A 19,205-nucleotide genomic window follows, 5' to 3' on the forward strand; every position below is an offset into this window, starting at 1 on the left:
TTTTTAATAACCTTGAGATTAATTTTCAAATTATCTCATTTTCAAATTAACACATTATATTAGTTCTTAGCTAAATATTCTGCTGTAGAAGTTCTGTCTGCTTTCATTGCATCTTTTCCTTCTTCCCAGTTTGCAGGACATACTTCACCATGTTTTTGAACGTGAGTGTAAGCGTCAATTAATCTTAAGAATTCTTTTACGTTTCTTCCCAGAGGCATATCATTTACCGCTTCGTGGAAGATTTTTCCAGTTTCGTCGATAAGGTAAGTTGCTCTATAAGTTACGTTAGAGCCTGTGAAAACTTCTTCTCCTTCTTCATTGTATTCGAAGTCCTGATCAACAATTCCTAATGTATTTGCCAATTGTCTGTGAGTATCAGCTAAAAGTGGGTAAGTTACTCCTTCAATACCTCCGTTATCTTTTGGTGTGTTCAACCATGCGAAGTGTACTTCGTTAGTATCACAAGATGCACCGATTACTTTAGTGTTTCTTTTTTCAAACTCTCCTAAAGCCTCCTGGAAAGCGTGAAGCTCAGTAGGGCATACGAAAGTGAAATCTTTAGGGTACCAGAATAAAAGAACTTTTTGCTGGTTGTTTACTGCTTCATCAAGGATGTTGATTCTTAGATCGTCACCCATTTCCGACATTGCGTCAATTGTTAAATTTGGGAATTTTTTTCCTACTAAAGACATAATTTTCTGTTTTTATATTTAAATTTCTGTTGCAAAGATATAAAAGATTCATCTATCGAACAAACAAATATTGATAAATAAAATCTATAATTGTTTTTGATGTGTTGTTAAATAAAAAGCCCTGATAACAGGGCTTTTTTGTTTATTTTAATAACCAAATACTTCGGTTAAGTTAAGTTTTTTTACCTCACCTAATTTCTGCATATCGGCCTCATTTACTTTATCTTGAGAAGCTACAAGACAGTATGTGTAGTTTTTGTTCTTCATTTCCTTATCGTGGAATGTATTGATGTCCGCAAAAGACAGTTTTGGTGCCTGTTCGTAGACATTCTTTCTCATGTCAAAATTGTTTCCGAGTCTTTGAGATTTCAGATAAGAGAAGATGATTCCGTCCTGAGTGATTCTTTCAGAAGCAATGGATTTTTTCAATCCGCTTTTTGCTGTTTCAAATAACTGTTCAGATTTTGGAAGAGTTGTTAAAAGCTCATTCATTGCTGTTGTAGACTCATTGAATTTATCAGCCTGAGTTCCTACATAAGCCATAATCATATCCTTGTCTGTTTTCTTGCTTGGAAGTGCAAAATAAGAGTAGGTAGAATAGGCCAGTGCCTTAGATTCTCTGATCGTCTGGAAAACAATAGATCCCATTCCGCCTCCGAAATAATTGTTGAACAAACTTACGGTAGGGGTTGTAGAAGGATTGTATTGGTCTGCATTTCTCACCCAGAAAACCTCTGCCTGTACCATGTCGTAATGGGCAAATAATACTTTGTTTTTATCGGTTGGGACCTGAGCAAATGTTTTAGACTTAGGAAGATCTTTCAGGGTTGCGGGAAGTTTGTGGACAGGCCTTAGAGATGCTACCACTTCGTTTCCTGATTTCGGACCGTAATACAATACTTTATGCTTGAAATTGAACAGGTCGTGAAGTACATTGATCAGGTCTTCTGCTTTTAAAGCATCAAGTTCAGCATCACTCAATACATTGTTGAAAGGATTTTGTGCGCCATACTGTGCGTAACTTCTCAGTCCGGCCATGATGGTTCCTTTATTTTGTTTCGCATTCGCTCTGGCTTTTTTCAGTCTTGTTTTGTAAGCATCAAGAGCTTTCTGATCTGCCTGGCAGTTTTTAATCAGATCTTCAAATAAAGCAATGGTTTTATCGAAGTTTTCATTTAAACCTTCCAATGATACGTAAGTTTCCTCATTTCCTGCACCAACATTGAAGCTTGAAGCAAGTTTGTAGAACTCTTTACTGATCACTTCTGAAGATTTGTCTTTAGTTCCTAGGTACTGAAGATATTCTGCTGCTAGAGGAAGGATTTTGTTATTCCATTTTCCGGAATCAAAGTGATAATACATTCTGAACAGCGCATTGTCTGTATTTTTTACAGAAAGTACATCTACATCAGCTAATTTGTTTTTAGCAATGTCTTTGTCATAGTTTAGCCATACCGGAGCGATAGGGTTTTCAGGCATTTCATCAATCTTCTTAAGGAAAGGAGACTGGTCTTCTCTGTTTACGGAAACCGGAGTGATCGTTGGTTTGTCAACTTTCACAATGCTCTTGTCTTCTCCTTTTCTTTTGTAAACTGCAACGTAATTGTTATTCTGAAGATATTTGGATACGAAATCCATAATGTCTTTTTTCGTAAGTTTTGAAATTTCATCAACATATTCCAACGATGCCTTATGGTCTACGTCTGAAGTAAATTCATCCATCAGAATGCTTGCTCTTGACGAATATTTTTCATCCTTTTGAATAATACCTTTCTTTTCGTTGTTGACGATAGACTGAATCAGGTCATCAGAAAATTCTCCTTTTCTTAATTTATCAATTTCCTGAAGAAGAAGGTTTTTTACTTCATCCAAAGATTGGCCCTCAGTTGGTTTTCCTTGTAAAAGTAATACTGAATAATCCTTTAAAGCATAAGAACCTGCATACGCTCCCAGTAATTTTTGTTTTTTTACCAGATCAAGGTCGATTAACCCTGCCTGTCCGTTGGTAAGCATGTTTCCAACAAGGTTCAGCATTCTAGCATCTTTCGTAGAAGCGCCCGGAAATCTGAATCCAAGCATTACATTTTCAGGATTAGGTCCTACAACTTCTTTTACAATGGGAGCTGTAATGGGTTTTTCCTGTCCTACTTTATATTCAGGAATAGCTTTAGGCTTCATGTAAGAGAAAGCCTTGTCGATTTTTGCAATCACTTCATCCGGGTTAAAATCTCCGGACATGATGATTCCCATGTTGTTGGGAACGTAATAGTTGTTATAGTATTCTCTGATCGCGTGTAGAGAAGGGTTTTTCAAATGTTCTATCGTTCCGATGGTTGTCTGCTTTCCATAATTGTTGTTAGGGAAAAGATTGGCAAACATGGTATCGAAAACTTTATCTCCATCATCATCAAGAGATCTGTTTTTTTCTTCATATACTGCTTCAAGCTCCGTGTGGAAGAGTCTTAAAACGGGTTCTCTGAATCTTTCAGCCTGTACAGCAAGAAATTTGTCAAGAACATTGGACGGTACATCTTCTGTGTATACCGTTTGTTCAAAGGAGGTGAAGGCATTGGTTCCGTCGGCTCCCATACCAGCCATCATTTTGTCGTATTCATTTGCAATTGCATACTTAGCGGCCTCACCGGAAACCTTATCAATCTCCTTGTAGATTTCTTTTCTTTTAGCTTCGTCTTTCGTCTGGTTGTACTTTTCATAAAGAGCGTCAATCTGGTCTAAAAGAGGTTTTTCTTTCGCCCAGTCTTTAGATCCGAATTGATTGGTTCCTTTGAAAAGCATATGCTCCAGATAGTGGGCAAGACCCGTGTGATCTGCAGGGTCGGTTTTGCTTCCTGCCTTTGTAGCGATATACGTCTGTATTCTCGGGTCCTTGTTTGTTGGACTCAAAATAACTGTTAATCCGTTCTTTAAGGTGTAATACCTTGCGGAAGTAGGATCATTGGTAACGTATTTATACTTGTAGCCATTAGAATTTCCTTCTTTCCACTGAAAATCCTGGCCAAAAGCATATCCTGCAAAACTTGCAGCGGCAATACTCGATGCGATGGTTAGTTTTTTTAAAAGATTCATTGCTGTTGTGCTTTATTTTTGGTTATTAATTTGTTAATTGAATTGTTCCAGTAAGTTTTTGATTCGCTTCATCGCTTCTCTTAAATCTTCCTCGGAAGCAGCGTAAGAGAACCTTATACATTCCGGACTTCCGAAAGAGAATCCGCCAACACAGCCTACATGAGCATTTTCCAGAAGGAACATGGCAAAGTCGTCAGAATTCTTAATTTCAGTTCCGTTCAGGGTTTTTCCGATATAGTGCGAAATATCCGGGAAGAAATAAAATGCCGCTTTAGGAAGCAATACTTTAAATCCTGGGATTTCTTTGATCAGTTCATACACAAGATCTCTTCTTTCTTTGAAGGCATCAATCATGTATCTGTATTCAGAAGGATCTGTTTTCAATGCAGTGATAGATGCTCTCTGGGCCATAGTGTTAGCTCCGCTGGTCATCTGTCCCTGTACTTTTTCACAAGCTTTTGCCAGCCATTCCGGACATGCAGAATATCCGATTCTCCACCCTGTCATAGCAAATGCTTTTGACATTCCATTGATTACCGCTGTCTGTTCATATACTTCCGGAAACTGTGCAATAGAAGTTGTTTTTGTTTCGTAATTGATATATTCGTAAATCTCATCAGAAATTATCGTTACCTGAGGATATTTGGCGATAACTTTTGCAATGGATTTTAATTCGTCGTATGTGTAATAACCACCTGATGGGTTACATGGAGAACTGAAAAGTACTGCTTTGGTTTTTTCAGTAATAGCCTCTTCAAGCTGTTCTGCTGTTACTTTAAAGTCTGTTAAATAAGAGGTAGGAAGCATTACGGAAGTTCCGCCCATCATTTTTACCATTTCATCATAGCTTACCCAATACGGAGCGGGAAGAAGAACTTCATCACCATCATTGATAATAGATGCAAGAACATTCAGAATAGCTTGTTTAGCACCATTTGAAACACAGATCTGGGTAGGTTTGTATTCCAGGTTATTATCTCTTTTTAATTTATAAGCAATAGCCTCGCGCAGTTCCAGAAATCCGGGAACAGGAGAGTAGTGGCTGTAGTTTTGGTTAATGGCATCGAAAGCGGCCTGTTTGATATTGTCCGGAACATCAAAATCCGGTTCACCAAGAGTTAAGCTGATCACATCTATTCCGCTGGCTTTCATTTCTCTGGCTTTATTAGACATTACAAATGTCTGTGAGTATCCTAATCTTTTTACTCTATCTGAAAGTTTATCCATGTAATTTTTGAATTTTAACAAATATATAATAAAAACGTCTTTTGGGGATAATAAAAGTAGGGGTTACTTAAAAGATTTTTGTCAGGTTTTGAACAGATTTTTCCTGTTTAGAATCATTATGTTACTTTGACAGGGATAAATAGCTGAATCATATTTTGACCAAATGACGATCAATGATAGAGGATAAGTGCAAAATAGGTTACATAAAAGTACTACTGAAGTTCAGGGTTTCGTATCTTTAAACAATCAAAGATCATTCTATGAAATATTTCGTTTTTTTATTGCTGATTTCCTGCACTGTGTTTTCTCAGGGACATTCAAAAGATAATGAAGTGAAGAAATATGTCTCGCAAGTGAGTGAAGACTCATTGAAGTCATATATCAGCAAACTGGTAAGTTTTGAGACCAGACATACTCTGAGTACAATAGATGATCCAAAACAGGGGATAGGAGCAGCAAGAAACTGGGTTATTAAAAAATTCAATGAGTATGCTAAAAATTCCGGAGGCAGAATGGAAGTGTACCTTCAGCAGGAAGATCTCCAGCCGGATGGAAAGCGAATTGATCAAGCGGTGAATCTCGGAAATGCTGTTGCTTTTCTGAAAGGTACAGATCCTGACGATAAAAGAATCTTTCTGATTGGCGGACATCTGGATTCAAGGGTGACAGATGTGATGAACCGAACTTCCAAAGCACCCGGAGCCAATGATGACGGCAGTGGAGTAAGTGCTGTTATTGAATCGGCAAGGATATTAAGCAGATCTTCATTTCCGGCCTCCATTATTTTTGTAGCTTTTTCAGGAGAAGAGCAATCATTGTTAGGCTCTAAGCAATTGGCTGAAAAAATGAAAAGAGAAAATTTACAGCTGGAAGCCGTCCTGAATAATGATATGATTGGCAATCCTAAAGCAGGAGAAACAGGAGAAGTTAATACCCGAATACTCCGTGTATTCAGTGAAGGTCTACCGTATAAAGATCTGGACAAAAAAGCAATGACAATCAGAAATCTGGGTTTTGAAAATGACAGCGAATCCAGACAGCTGGCAAGATATATCAAAGAAATTACTGAAGAGTACATCAAAGGACTTGAAATAAAACTGATTTACAGAAATGACAGATTCCTGCGTGGAGGCGATCATACCAGCTTTGTCAATAACGGATTTCCTTCCGTAAGACTGACTGAGTATTATGAAAATTATGATCATCAGCATCAGGATATAAGAGTAGAAAACAATAAGCAATATGGTGATCTTCCGGAATTTATAGATTTTAAATATCTGAAGAAGAATGTGGCTGCCAATATCGCGGTACTTGCCAATCTTGCAAAATCCACTTCAAAACCTGAGAAAGTAGAAATGGATGTTAAAGAATTAACGAATTCAACAACCCTTCATTGGGAAAAGCCAAAAGCAGGAACTCCGGCAGGATATTATGTGCTGGCACGGGAAACACACAGTCCGGTATGGCAGAAAAGAATATTTACAACAGGGCTTTCCATTAAAGTTCCGCTTTCCAAAGACAATTATATTTTTGCAGTACAGACAATCAGCCAGTCCGGAAACCTGAACGTGCCTGTAATTCCGGGTATTGCGAAGTAATGATCTCTGTTGAAAAACCGAGATTAAGGACTGTCAGAAAAAGTAGATTTGAATACAAGCGAAATAAAACTTATTTTTGCTGTTTATAATAATTCACATGTCTGCATCGTTACTATTAAAATATTTTCCGGATCTTACTGAAAAACAGAGAGAACAGTTTTCTCAATTGGAGAACCTGTACAATGAATGGAATGAAAAAATCAATGTAATTTCCAGAAAAGATATGGAGTCGCTGTATGAAAAGCATATTCTCCACTCTTTGGGAATTGCAAAAGTGATGGAATTTGCTCCGGGAACAAAAGTTTTGGATATCGGAACCGGAGGTGGTTTTCCGGGAATTCCTCTGGCGATCCTGTTTCCTGAGACAGAATTTACTCTGATTGATTCTATTGGTAAGAAAATCAGTGTGGTACAGGCTGTAGCAGAAGGTGTAGGATTGACGAATGTAACGGCTATCCACGGAAGAGCAGAGAAACTGAAAGAAAAATTCCACTTTGTAGTCAGCAGAGCGGTAACTCAGATGCCGGAATTTTTAAGATGGCTGAAAGGAAAATTTGAAAAAGAACAGTTTAACCCTAAACATAACGGGATTTTATATTTAAAAGGTGGTGATCTTGCAGAAGAGCTGGCCGGAATTAAATGTGAAATTTTCAACCTTAAACACTATTTTGATGAAGAATTTTTTGATACTAAAAAAGTAGTTTATGTATCAAAAGGTAATTTTAATTCCTGATTTTTATGTAAATAAGGAATAATTTTTGCTAAATATTTATTAATAATCAGAAAATTAAAGGTTATGAAAAAACTTTTAAATGTTGGATTTTCAGTATTACTGTTTGGCGGGCTTCTGGTTTCGTGTAATGATGACGATTACCATACAATCGAATCTATCGATAAGATCAAAATAGACAGCGTAAAAATTGTCAATGATACCATGGACGTTTTTGCGATACAGAGCATCAAGACTTATTCCACCTATCCGTCTCAGTGTGAGGGTTTTTACGGATATGATTATATTTATAATAACAATCTGGAAAGAACGGTTACTTCCTACAAATATATTACAAACGGGCCTTGTACACAGGGAAATTATGTAGGGGCCAGTCAGATCAACTTCAGTCCGCAGAGAAAAGGAACCTATACTTTTAAATTCTGGAACGGTGGCAATAACTGGATTACGAAAACAATTGTGGTAGAATAATGAGATTGACTTTTGTATTGTGCTTATTGGCAGCTGAGTTGGTATTCGGGCAAAAGATTACCTGGGAAGAAGGCCGAAAACTCACATGGGATAATTTTAAAAGCCCGGTGAATAAGAAAAAGAATCCCGATATAGCAGCGTATACCCATTGCGGCTGGGAATTTTCCTCTATAAAATCTTCCAATCCAAAAGCGCCGGTTACCATTACCATCAAAACCGTATTTAACGAAGAGAAATCCTGGAAGGACGTAAAAAAAATGGATGATTACATCCTGCTTCATGAGCAAAAGCATTTTGATATTGCAGAATTATTTGTGAGAAAATTCAGAAAGGCTGTCGCTGAAAAAATCAGGACTTCCGGTGATTATAACAAGTATTTTAAAGCAATTTATGACGGGATATCTACTGATTATCAAAACTTTCAGATGGCCTACGACAGAGAAACCCGTCATGGGATCAATAAAGAAAAACAGGCTGAATATAATAATACGATTTCTGAACAACTAGACAACTTAAAAAGCTATCAAGCCCCTTGAAATTCCTCAATAAGATCATTCACGAACTGCTAGCGCAAAACCCGGACCTCTCTGCGTTTAATATCATTCTGCCCGGAAAACGTCCCATTGTGTTTATCAGACAGATTCTGGAGGAAAATAATTACTCAGGGCTTCTTCCGAACTTTTTTACGGTAGAAGAACTCATCAATAAAATTTCTGATCAACAGCCGATCCAGGGAATTCCATTGTGGCTTTTCTCATTCGATGTGTACAGAAGTCTGAATCTCATTCCAAGAGATGATTTTTCGGACTTTTTGAAGTGGTTTCCTACCCTGCAGAAGGATTGGGATGATATTCTGAAGTTTTCAGACAGTGATCAGGCAGTTCTGCAGTATATGTTTGACGAGGAAAGGATCAAAGAATGGGCTCAAAACCTTGGGGATGATGAAGATGTCCCAAGAAAGAAGTTTCTTAATTTCTGGCAGAATATGAACGTTTTTCTCCCTGTTTTAAAAGAGAGACTGCGGGAAAAGAACTGGGCGACTTCCGGAATGATTCACGAAGCTGCTAAAGCTAAGATTGCTGATTTTGCTGAAAACACGAAGGAAGAATTTGTATTTTGTGGATTCAATGCCTTTACTCCGGTGGAGGAAAAGCTGGTAAGAAGCCTTTTGAAATGGAATAAAGCGCAATGTTTCTTTCAGGCAGACCATTATTATTTCGATGATGAAAGACAGGAAGCCGGAAAATTTCTTAGGAATCATAAGACCTGGAAAGAATTTGATGATAACAGAGCTTTTCAATGGATAGAAGACGATTTTAACCAACCTAAAAAAATTAAAGTATACGAAGTATCCGGAAATGTAACCCAAACCAAAGTACTGCCGGAAATCTTTAAGGAAATCAATAATAAAACCTATTCCAATACAGCAGTGATATTGCTGGATGAAAACCTTCTTCCTGCAAGTCTGGATGTGATGCATGGTGTTGATAATCTGAATATAACAATGGGATTTCCATTGAAGAACTTATCTTTCTCCAATGCTGTGAAACGTCTGTTTTATCTGCAGAAACAACTGGAAAAAAATAAATCTTCCTATTACTACAGAGATGTTTTTCCGATTTTGGAAGAACTGCCTAAATCTGATGAAGACGAGCTGGTAATCAATGAATTTAAAGCCAAAGTAGAAGAACGGAATATTGTTTATATTTCTAAAAAACTCCTCTATGAACTGCTCAGCGGGTTGTCATATTTTAACCTTCTTCAAAAAGCTGAGGGAACCAATATCTATCTGGATATGCTTATTGACTTCTGTCAGAAGGTAAAATGGCTTGAAATAGATGATATTCAGTATGAGAATGTTTCTCACTTTGAAAATGCATTCAGAATCATCAAAAATCAGCTGACTCCCTACAATATTGAGATCAAAATGGAAACACTGGAAATTCTGATCAATCAGCATATTAATTCTGAAAGTATCGATTTTCAGGGAGAACCGTTGAGAGGACTGCAGATTATGGGATTGCTGGAAACCCGTCTTCTGAATTTTGAAAACGTTATTCTGCTTTCTGTGAATGAAGGAAAACTTCCTCTTGGAAACTCTCAGAATACCTATATTCCTTTTGATATCCGAAGGTTCTTTGATCTTCATACTTTCCTGGAAAACGACAGTATTTACGCCTATCACTTTTACAGGCTGATTCAGGATGCTAAGAATGTTCACTTACTCTATAATGCTTTAAGTTCCGGAGTGAATACAGGGGAGAAAAGCCGTTTCATCACACAGATTGAAATGGAAAGTTCACATGAGATTGAACACCTGATTATTGAAAATTCTTCCGAACCCATTACAACTAAACCCATAGAAATTTCCAAGACACAGATTGTACAGGACCGTCTTCAGAAATGGAAAGAAAAAGTATCCGCGTCCCACCTTACAAGCTATCTCTATAACCCGATTGATTTTTACCTTTCCAAGATTTTGAATACCTCGGAAACAGATGAAATTGAAGAAGAGCTTTCTGTAAAAAATTACGGAAACCTGGTCCATTATTCACTTCAAGAAGTGTATGAGGTATTGAAGGGTAAGGTTTTAAAAGAAAGTGATTTAAAGGATTCAGTTAAAGCAATAGATCACTATATAAATATTGCCATTGAAAAGCTGAAACACCAGCCGGAATTCTACGAGAAGGGGATGAATTATATTCATAAAGCAATTGCTAAAAAGGTGATTGAAAATGTCCTCACTCATGATCTTGAATTGATAAAACAGGGAAACAAACTGGAGATTGTTGATATCGAAAGAAGGTTTGAAAACATTGATTTTCCTTTGGAAGGAAATGATAAAATTTCTTTCTTCGGATTCATTGACCGGATTGATAAACTGAACGGAACGCTAAGGATTATTGATTATAAAACAGCCAAGATTAAAAATCTCAGCGTGAAAATTGATGGAGATAACGTAGCTGAATATTTCCATAACAGTGAACGAAAACAGGCCCTTCAGCTCTGTATTTATCATTATGTTGTTCAGCATCTTCCTGAGTTTTGGGGATACCCAATCGAGACAGGGATCTGGAGTTTTGCTGATGCTAAAAAAGGAATGGTTTCCCTGCAGTTTGACAAAGGAAATATTGATGATGCAATGAAATCAGTCAGAAGTCTGATCCTTGAAATCCTGAATCCGGATGTTAATTTTGTGGAAACAATAAAAGCATATTAAAATTATTTAATATTGATCAGATGATTTTTTTTATTTGAAAGTCAATCGGTTATTTGTTTTAAGTGATAAACTGAAATACATTTATTTACTTCTTGAAAACAGCCGTAAAGCAGGTGGCTTTTTTATGTATCTTTACTCTTTATTACTTTTAAAGTTTCAAATCGGATACACCAAGAATCACCAATGAAAAAGATCCTGATATTTTTTGCTATAGCTTTCTCTCTTATTATCAAATCCCAGCAAAAGAATGATTCCCTGAATGTTGCCCTTCAGAATGTGACCAAAGACACTAAGTTTGGCCTTGCGCTCAGTGGTGGTGGAGCAAAGGGCTTTGCACATATTGGAATTCTGAAGATGATCGATTCATTGGGAATCAAGGTAGATTACATCACAGGAACCAGTATGGGCGGGATTTTAGGAGGTTTGTATGCGATGGGGTACAATTCGGACCAGCTGAAGCGTACGATCTATAAAATGGACTGGAACAGGATTCTGAGTAATAAGATTCCTTACAGCAAAGTCAATATCAGTGAAAAAGATGAGTATGACAAATATATTCTTGAATTTCCTGTTGTTAAAGGATTTCCGACTCTTCCAGGCTCGTATATTGAAGGGCAGTATATGGGAGAGGTTCTTAATACACTTACTTTTAATGCAAAACATATCAATGATTTCAGCAAGTTGAGAATTCCTGTTCAGCTTACTTCTTCTGATATTGAAAACGGAGGTCTGGTGATGCAGAAACAAGGCTCTTTACCGCTGGCTATTCGTGCTACGCTGGCAATTCCTGCAGCTTTTGCCCCAGTTTATATTGATGGAAAGCTTTTGGTTGATGGCGGATTGGATCGTAATTATCCAGCCAATGAAGTTCGGGAGATGGGAGCAGATTTTGTGATCGGAGGATATACGGGCTTCAGACTTTTTACCAAGAAAGAAATTGAAAACCCCATGAAGATGATTTACCAGACTCATGCCATCCGTTCGGTAGAGGATTTTAAACATCAAAAGGAGCTGTCTAACGTACTGGTAGACTTTGTAGACCCGTTGGGCGAGATTACCACTAAGGACTTTGCCAAATTCAGGAGGATCATCAAAATTGGTGAGGTAGAAGCGAGAAAGCATCTTCCCGAGTTTGTTGCTTTGGCAGAAGCTCAGCGAAAAGCAGGAATCCAATATGAACATCAGATGATTGAAGAAGTGAAGCTGCCCACTACAAAATTCACATTCAATGAAGAAGATGGTACACCTATTAACGATGCTACAGAGATTGAAGTGCTTAAAAAACAAATGGGGCTTACAGAAGGGAAGTATTATGATGCAAAAACCGTAAATGAAGCAATAGACAGGGTATTTGGAATGCGTCAGTATGTAAAGGTATACTATACTTACACAAATGAAAATGATAGTCTTGTGATGAATGTTTTTGTGAAAAGGGCAAAAAAAGGGGCTTTTAAGCTGGCTCTGCACTACGATACAGAACAGTCGGTAGGAATTATTGTCAATTATACCTACAGAAATATCCTTTTGAACAGATCGAGATTTTTGGCAACTGTAGATATTTCTGAGCGTTTTAAGGCTAAACTGGCGTATCAGCAGTTCCTGGACAGCGGAGAGCGTTTGTGGCTGGATCTGGAAGCTAAAATGATTAATCTTAAAAGTAATGACCTGAACTTCAGATTGTATGATGTGAATGACGATGGCAGTGACCGTTTTCCAAACCACATGTACCGTAATATAACGGGAAAGATCGCTTTGAATTATAATGTAAGCCCAAATGCTTATCTGTCATTGGGAACAGAATTCAGTACGGAAAGAATGTATAGTTTACTGGATAAAGTGGATCAGTCAAAAGTGGATAATTATAGTAAAAAACTCTACAACCATAGCAATTTCAATACATTTTTAAAGTTTGAACAGAACAGTCTCAACAAAAGATACTTTACAACAAAAGGGAATCATCTTCAGGTAAGTACAAGATTTTATTACGGAGATCAGTATGAGCTTTATGATCTGAATACAGTACAGCCTCTTCTGTATCTGATACTAAACCCTAAAGATTCTTATTATTATGAACCTAAAAACCTTATTTCTTTTACTTTGAATGAGAATTTTTTCTATCCCATCACAAGAAGGCTGACAGTTAAGGCAAATGTGTTTTTGGGAGCAAGTTTTGGAGCGAAGAGAGACGATCAGGTTCCTTATTTATTCCTGAATCAGAAATATAATCTTGGGGGGAGTGAGTATAACAATGATCTCTTAAGCCCTGAATTCAATGGTCTTCGCCAGAAAGAACTTCCTATGACTTCTGTTGCCAAAACAGCAATATCACTTCAGTACAGGATTATGAAAAAACTTTATCTTACCCCTTCATTCAGTTATGGAAAGGTGAGTGAAGAGCTTTCTCCTTTTAATAACAGTTTCGATATGTTTGGGTATGGAGTGAACCTTGGATATGAATCTCTCATAGGTCCTATAAGTATCAATGTTTCCAGAAACAGCCAGCTTGATTTTTCAAGAATCTATTTCAGTGTTGGCTTCAAGTTTTAATAATTAATGGGATTTATTGCTTAAATTAAAAATGTAAGTAATTGGTTATATTATTCTTTATATCAGTGTTTTATTAATCGTTATTTATTTGTTTTATTTGACGTAAAAAAGCACTTCATTGCTGAAGTGCCAAAAATTAACTTGAAATGAGATATATAAGAGTGATTGATTCTAAAGTTTTACTTTTTTATTAATGACTCTCCCATTAGAAAGTGTGATTTGTACCAGATAAACCCCTGATTCTAAGTTTCGGGATTCAAACTGTGATCTATTTACTTCCTGCTGAACGATCAGTGCGCCGGAAATACTATAAATGCTGATGTTTTTAATATCCTTGTTGGATTTTGCAATAATTTGCTGCTTTTGAGTGAAAATATCAGTACTGTTCTCTGAAGACGATGTACCTCCAATTGCTTTATTAAACTGAAGATTATAATATGGAGTTACCACTTCAAAAGTATAGTTTTTATTCTCCAGATCCTGTATATTAATTCCTCCGGTTTCGCGATATTGTTTTTGAGAAATACTTTTGATCAGTGTTTTGTTTTCATCAAAAACGTTTACAGCAGTAAGTTCATCCTGATCAACTTTTAATTGCAGAACTGATGAATTTGCAGATTGTACGATTTCGTTTTCAGCAACTTCTTTAGGTGTGTTTTTGATGTACGGAATTATTTTATTTTCGTTGTTTTCCGATACTTTCAAGAGGTAAACTCCATCCTTTAAAGCTGATAAACTATGATCATTGGCTGTTCTGCTCTGTACTTTTTCCTTATTGAAGTCTGTAATTTCAACCAGTTGCAGGGTTCCCAGATCCGGCTGTATCTGTGAAGAAAAAAGAGTAGGTTTTTCATGGTTTTTTTCCGTTGACTGCTTTCCGAAAATAGATCCTGCAATGGCCCATTCATTAAGAAGTCCACCACTTCTCAGCGTATTGAATTTAGCATTAGAAGCCAAAGTAAAAGGAAGTATGCCGCCTACATGACCAAGTGGTCCCCAGTAAAAAGAATCCAGCTTGTATTTATTCAGATCCCACCATGCATAATATCCACGTTGAACATCAATAGTTTTAGATGTATTTTCAGGCGGAATGGCTAAATCAACTGTAGAGTGGCCTAATGTCATAGGTGTTTTGTTGTACCAGTCGTATACATCCTTTGGTTTCATGCACTGTCTTAACTTATTATTGGGGTTGTTTGTGACATCGTTCACGAAGTTTGTCGTAAAGAGTTTTCTCCAAATCACAGGACCCCATAAAAGCCCTCCGTTATCCTGAACAACATGATAATTATATTTATCAAGATATTCCGCAGAAATAACTTCCGAAATGTTGTTATTATATGTTTTATATCCTGTATTGTTACAGGTATGAAGAACATTGGCCAGGAATGAGGTAAACGGGTAAATATCTTTTTCCAGAACTCCCTTATTTAAAGTAACTCCGGAAAAATCATAGGGCCCGTCACCCATATAAGCGTATTTGAATTTGATATTGTTGGGATTCGAGATGCTTAATCTTTTCAGAGTAGACATCGCAGCATGGGCTCCCTGTGAATATCCGGCTAAAAAGTACTCATCATAACGTTTAACACCTAATTGACCCAGTACTTTATTGGCCGCCGTAATGAAGTCAATAGTAGCGCCTGCTTCAGTGGCATAATCTACATAAGGATGAACTCCGTCTCCGGTTCCCATTCCTACATAGTCAGGTGCCATTAAAATATAGCCATTGAGTACATAAGACAACTCAACAACAAATCCAGCTGTTAATGCTCCTTTAAAATTGGACGGAACATTATTTCTGCTGTCTGTTGTTCCGTGATCTGACACAACTGTTGATAATTTGAATCCTACATTGGGATACATAAGCAGACCGGTGGCTTTTACAAGAACATTGTTTTCATTTTTGGTGTAATAAGTGATCTTGTAGCCCTTTAGACCCACATTAAAACTATTCAGGTAGCTGGCAAATTCCGGAGCATCCTGATCGCCAAGATTATTGGATATAAAATTGATGACTCCTTGTGGTGTTAAATCCAGTTTCTGTTCCGCACTTACGACGTCTCCAGCCTGTTGTGCAAAGTAGAATGGGGCGGTAAGGCCCAGTAAAAAAGTTGTAATTTTTCTCATATTGATGTATTTTCTATGGTATTAAGGTAATAACTTTAATAAATTCATGAAAATATTACGACATCAATAATTATTCATTGAATATCAATTCTCTGCAATGTGAGTAAAATAAAAGAGTCTGACCTTTGGCCAGACTCTCTTCATATATTTTGACTTTCTTTAGAAAGCGTTGATTCCTGTAATGTCTAATCCGGTGATCAGTAAGTGAACATCATGCGTTCCTTCATAAGTGATCACAGATTCAAGGTTAGCAGCATGTCTCATCATTGGGAATTCACCCATGATTCCCATACCACCAAGGATTTGTCTGGATTCTCTGGCAATTTCAATAGCCATATTAACGTTATTACGCTTTGCCATAGAAATCTGAGCCGGAGTTGCTTTGTGGGCATTTTTAAGATTTCCTAACTGAAGACACAATAACTGAGCTTTTGTAATCTCTGTTAAGAATTCAGCCAGTTTTTTCTGTTGAAGCTGGTAAGAACCGATTGGTTTTCCAAACTGTTTTCTTTCCTTAGAATACTGAACAGCAGTACAGTGGCAGTCAATAGCCGCACCAATTACTCCCCATGAAATTCCGTATCGTGCAGAGTTCAGACAAGATAAAGGTCCTTTCAGTCCTGTTACTCCTGGAAGAAGGTTTTCTTTTGGAACTTTTACGTCATTGAATACCAATTCTCCGGTTTTTGAAGCTCTTAAGCTCCATTTATTGTGAGTTTCTGGCGTAGTAAATCCTTCCATTCCTCTCTCAACGATCAATCCCTGTACTTTTCCTTCTTCATTTTTTGCCCATACCACAGCGATATCGCATAGAGGAGAGTTAGTGATCCACATTTTAGCCCCATTCAAAAGATAATGATCTCCCATATCTTTAAAATAAGTTTCCATAGAACCTGGATCTGAACCATGATTAGGCTCTGTCAATCCAAAAGACCCGATCATTTCTCCGGCAGCAAGCTTAGGAAGATATTTCATTTTCTGTTCTTCAGAACCGAATTCATTAATAGGAAACATCACCAAAGAGCTTTGTACTGAAGCAGCAGAACGTACTGCAGAATCTCCTCTTTCCAATTCCTGCATAATCAGACCATAAGAAATCTGGTCTAATCCTGAACCGCCATATTCAACCGGGATATAAGGTCCCAGCGCTCCGATTTTCCCTAATTCTCTCATAAGATTAGGTATATCCGTATGATTTTGAGCGGCCTGATCAATCTGCGGCATTACAAAACTTTCTACCCAGTCTCTTACAGATTGGCGGATTAGTTTGTGTTCTTCAGTAAGTAAAGCATCAATTCCATAATAATCAGGGATGCTTGTAAGAGGATAATATGACATGATTTTTTGATTTGGTTAAAAGTAACATTTTTCGTGGTGTCTTGAAAATTTTTTTGAAAACTTGTCTTAAGGTTGGTTTTCAGACAGATAATGTTCTTTTTATTTGTTTATAAGATAAATTTTGTTTTTTAAGCATCCTCTTCATCATTGGAGATAGGATACTGATTGGTAGAATTGTGAACCTTGCTTTTAAATTTATATAGATAAGGGGCTTTATTGGCTGAGCCATCATACAATTTTTCAAGCCTGTCAAGAATATTTAAACTTAAAATTTTGCGCTGGAAATTATTCCTTCTGAATTTCTGGCCTAAAATGGTTTCGTAAAGAGACTGAAGGTCTTTCATTGTAAACTTTTCAGGGAGAAGATTGCTGGCCGCAACTTCTGTATTGATATTCATCCGCAGGTATTCTAATCCAGTTTCTATGATTCTGTCGTGATCAAAGGCCATCTTGGGCAAGTTGTTTACCTCAAACCATTCACAGCTTTCATTGAAGGCATCAGGGAAGGTATTGGCCATTGAAAAATCAATAAGGCTGCAATAACCCACTGTAATGAATCTTTGAAAAATCCAGTGATCTTCCGGTACCTCAATTCCTTTATTGTTAAGAAGAATCTGATGGACATTATTTTCTGTACGGTCTATTCTTCCAAACGTATGAAATTGTTTCAGAAATATATCTTTAAGATGTGTTCTTTCGAATAAAACCCTTTCCGCAGCTTCTCTTAAATCCTCATCATTGAAAACAAAACCACCCGGAAGTGACCATAAATCCAAGTCATGATACTTTAAAAGAAGAACTTTTAAAATATTATTATGAAAGCCGAATATAGTACAGTCAACAGAGATATGGGCAACAAAATCTTTAGTATCGATAAGTTCCCGAAGTGTTTCTTTACTTTTTGTGTCTTTGATTTTCATGGCTGTAAAAATAAAACTATTTTCTTTTTGAAACGTTAAAAAATACTAAACTGGTAACAAAAAGAACAAGGACGAAAGATAAGATATATAACGGATAAAAGTCTAATAATTTTTTTTCAAACAGAACAGCCATGATAATCGAGCTTACAGAGCTGCCCAGTGAGGAAAATATAACAATAAGAGAAGTGAATAAGTTTACTTTTTCCTTGTCCATCTGTGCAATCATTTTTGAATTGATAACAGGATAGAGGGGGGACAAAAACAAACCGATCACCGGAAATAAGAAAAGAATTATCCTAGAATCTGCTGAATCAAAATACTGCACACTTACAATAATGACCAATAAAGAAATAATAAAAGCCATGCATGAAAGATAGTAGCCCGGCAATGAAAATCTTCTGATAATATTGGCTGTTATTGTTCTGCCTGCATAGGAAAATACTGCCAGAAAAGAGGTGGCCTGAAGGGCAAAAAATGAATTGACTTTCAGGTGGTTTTTATAAAAAGACGGAAGCCAGGAGTTGAATCCCTGTTCTACAAAAACGATAAAAAATATAACCCCAAGAAATAATGTTATAGAAGGCGTCACAAACCCTGAAAGTTCAGAGAATACACTTTTACTTTCCAAAGGTTTAGCTTCAGAAATTGTAATTTTTGATAATAAGAATATCGTTAATGCTGATAAGAAAGCAATTAATAAAAAACAGAACTTCCAATATTCAGAATATTCACTGGATACTACCCATCCAAAGCAGGTATTAACAACAAAAATTCCGATCATGAAAGAAGCCTCTACGCTGTTCATGGTCTTTGCCAACGATTTCTCATCCGAAATATTATTCCTGATAATTCCAAAAACACAGATTTTACCAATCGCAAAACAAGCTCCAATGATGGCAAACCATAATTTGAAAAACCAGAAAACCTCAACAAACGGAAGCAGACAGGAACATAATCCAACGATGACCAAAGCTGAAATCAATGCTTTTTTTGTTCCCGTTTTGTTGATGAAGCTTACTGCAAAAAGAGAAATAAAGGCAATCGGCAAGTCCTTAAAAGATTCTAAAAAACCCAATTCTCCATACGTTATTTTCTCTTCGGACAACTGCAGAATGATAAGCCCCATACAGTTCAAAACCATTGAAAAAATAAGAAAGGTAAGTTTTAGCGGGAGAGAAATTTTAGATTGCTTGATGATCATTTTGGGAGACTTCTTTATTGTTTTTTTGTGAAATTTTATGAAAT

Annotated in this window: 13 protein-coding genes; 6 read left to right on the top strand and 7 right to left on the bottom strand. The window is 36.8% G+C overall.

Annotation, left to right across the window (positions count from 1 at the left end):
* Nucleotides 1-59: 59 nt before the first annotated feature.
* The 3 genes from FW780_RS00635 to FW780_RS00645 form a co-directional block, all read right to left on the bottom strand.
* Nucleotides 60-692 (bottom strand): peroxiredoxin, encoded by a 633-nt coding sequence (locus tag FW780_RS00635; protein WP_047098363.1) that lies wholly within the window; start codon nt 690-692, stop codon nt 60-62.
* A gap of 147 nt (nt 693-839) precedes the next feature.
* A complete protein-coding gene (locus FW780_RS00640; RefSeq protein ID WP_149831736.1) occupies nt 840-3,779 on the bottom strand; it encodes a M16 family metallopeptidase in 2,940 nt (979 codons plus the stop codon).
* 33 nt (nt 3,780-3,812) lie between these two features.
* Complete coding sequence (locus tag FW780_RS00645; RefSeq protein WP_149388719.1) at nt 3,813-5,006, bottom strand: pyridoxal phosphate-dependent aminotransferase; 1,194 nt, start codon at nt 5,004-5,006, stop codon at nt 3,813-3,815.
* Between the two features lie 260 nt (nt 5,007-5,266).
* Between FW780_RS00645 and FW780_RS00650 the strand changes: the two genes are divergently transcribed.
* The 6 genes from FW780_RS00650 to FW780_RS00675 all read left to right on the top strand — a co-directional run bounded on the left by FW780_RS00650 (nt 5,267) and on the right by FW780_RS00675 (nt 13,572).
* Nucleotides 5,267-6,604, top strand: coding sequence for a M20/M25/M40 family metallo-hydrolase (locus FW780_RS00650; protein WP_149831737.1), 1,338 nt, complete (start codon nt 5,267-5,269; stop codon nt 6,602-6,604).
* Nucleotides 6,605-6,701: 97 nt separating this feature from the next.
* Entirely contained in the window at nt 6,702-7,337 is a 636-nt protein-coding gene (gene rsmG / locus FW780_RS00655) for a 16S rRNA (guanine(527)-N(7))-methyltransferase RsmG (protein WP_149831738.1), read from the top strand.
* A gap of 63 nt (nt 7,338-7,400) precedes the next feature.
* Nucleotides 7,401-7,805 carry a hypothetical protein gene (locus tag FW780_RS00660; RefSeq protein ID WP_149831739.1) on the top strand — a complete coding sequence of 135 codons (405 nt, stop codon included), beginning with the start codon at nt 7,401-7,403 and terminating at the stop codon, nt 7,803-7,805.
* Nucleotides 7,805-8,341: a DUF922 domain-containing protein gene (locus tag FW780_RS00665; RefSeq protein ID WP_149831740.1), complete on the top strand. Its 537-nt coding sequence runs from the start codon at nt 7,805-7,807 to the stop codon at nt 8,339-8,341. The genes FW780_RS00660 and FW780_RS00665 overlap by 1 nt, the downstream gene beginning before the upstream one ends.
* Nucleotides 8,338-11,025 carry a PD-(D/E)XK nuclease family protein gene (locus tag FW780_RS00670; protein WP_149831741.1) on the top strand — a complete coding sequence of 896 codons (2,688 nt, stop codon included), beginning with the start codon at nt 8,338-8,340 and terminating at the stop codon, nt 11,023-11,025. The genes FW780_RS00665 and FW780_RS00670 overlap by 4 nt, the downstream gene beginning before the upstream one ends.
* Before the next feature lie 183 nt (nt 11,026-11,208).
* Nucleotides 11,209-13,572, top strand: a complete 2,364-nt coding sequence (locus FW780_RS00675; RefSeq protein WP_149831742.1) for a patatin-like phospholipase family protein — start codon at nt 11,209-11,211, stop codon at nt 13,570-13,572.
* A gap of 171 nt (nt 13,573-13,743) precedes the next feature.
* Here FW780_RS00675 and FW780_RS00680 read toward each other — a convergent pair whose 3' ends face one another.
* The 4 genes from FW780_RS00680 to FW780_RS00695 form a co-directional block, all read right to left on the bottom strand.
* Nucleotides 13,744-15,702 carry a T9SS type A sorting domain-containing protein gene (locus FW780_RS00680; RefSeq protein WP_149831743.1) on the bottom strand — a complete coding sequence of 653 codons (1,959 nt, stop codon included), beginning with the start codon at nt 15,700-15,702 and terminating at the stop codon, nt 13,744-13,746.
* 159 nt (nt 15,703-15,861) lie between these two features.
* Nucleotides 15,862-17,040, bottom strand: a complete 1,179-nt coding sequence (locus tag FW780_RS00685) for an acyl-CoA dehydrogenase family protein (protein ID WP_047422691.1) — start codon at nt 17,038-17,040, stop codon at nt 15,862-15,864.
* Nucleotides 17,041-17,168: 128 nt separating this feature from the next.
* On the bottom strand, nt 17,169-17,960 hold the full coding sequence (locus tag FW780_RS00690) for an NUDIX hydrolase (RefSeq protein ID WP_149831744.1): 792 nt from the start codon (nt 17,958-17,960) through the stop codon (nt 17,169-17,171).
* 16 nt (nt 17,961-17,976) lie between these two features.
* Nucleotides 17,977-19,161, bottom strand: a complete 1,185-nt coding sequence (locus tag FW780_RS00695) for an MFS transporter (protein WP_262714021.1) — start codon at nt 19,159-19,161, stop codon at nt 17,977-17,979.
* Nucleotides 19,162-19,205 lie beyond the last annotated feature (44 nt).

The organism is Chryseobacterium sediminis (assembly GCF_008386505.1).
Lineage (GTDB): Bacteria > Bacteroidota > Bacteroidia > Flavobacteriales > Weeksellaceae > Chryseobacterium > Chryseobacterium sediminis.

Bases quoted from the DNA above. Each gene is read 5' to 3' on its own strand.
- rsmG (WP_149831738.1), top strand. From the start codon at position 6,702: ATGTCTGCATCGTTACTATTAAAATATTTTCCGGATCTTACTGAAAAA.
- FW780_RS00660 (WP_149831739.1), top strand. From the start codon at position 7,401: ATGAAAAAACTTTTAAATGTTGGATTTTCAGTATTACTGTTTGGCGGG.
- FW780_RS00645 (WP_149388719.1), bottom strand. From the start codon at position 5,006: ATGGATAAACTTTCAGATAGAGTAAAAAGATTAGGATACTCACAGACA.
- FW780_RS00690 (WP_149831744.1), bottom strand. From the start codon at position 17,960: ATGAAAATCAAAGACACAAAAAGTAAAGAAACACTTCGGGAACTTATC.
- FW780_RS00675 (WP_149831742.1), top strand. From the start codon at position 11,209: ATGAAAAAGATCCTGATATTTTTTGCTATAGCTTTCTCTCTTATTATC.
- FW780_RS00695 (WP_262714021.1), bottom strand. From the start codon at position 19,161: ATGATCATCAAGCAATCTAAAATTTCTCTCCCGCTAAAACTTACCTTT.
- FW780_RS00665 (WP_149831740.1), top strand. From the start codon at position 7,805: ATGAGATTGACTTTTGTATTGTGCTTATTGGCAGCTGAGTTGGTATTC.
- FW780_RS00640 (WP_149831736.1), bottom strand. From the start codon at position 3,779: ATGAATCTTTTAAAAAAACTAACCATCGCATCGAGTATTGCCGCTGCA.
- FW780_RS00635 (WP_047098363.1), bottom strand. From the start codon at position 692: ATGTCTTTAGTAGGAAAAAAATTCCCAAATTTAACAATTGACGCAATG.
- FW780_RS00685 (WP_047422691.1), bottom strand. From the start codon at position 17,040: ATGTCATATTATCCTCTTACAAGCATCCCTGATTATTATGGAATTGAT.
- FW780_RS00680 (WP_149831743.1), bottom strand. From the start codon at position 15,702: ATGAGAAAAATTACAACTTTTTTACTGGGCCTTACCGCCCCATTCTAC.
- FW780_RS00650 (WP_149831737.1), top strand. From the start codon at position 5,267: ATGAAATATTTCGTTTTTTTATTGCTGATTTCCTGCACTGTGTTTTCT.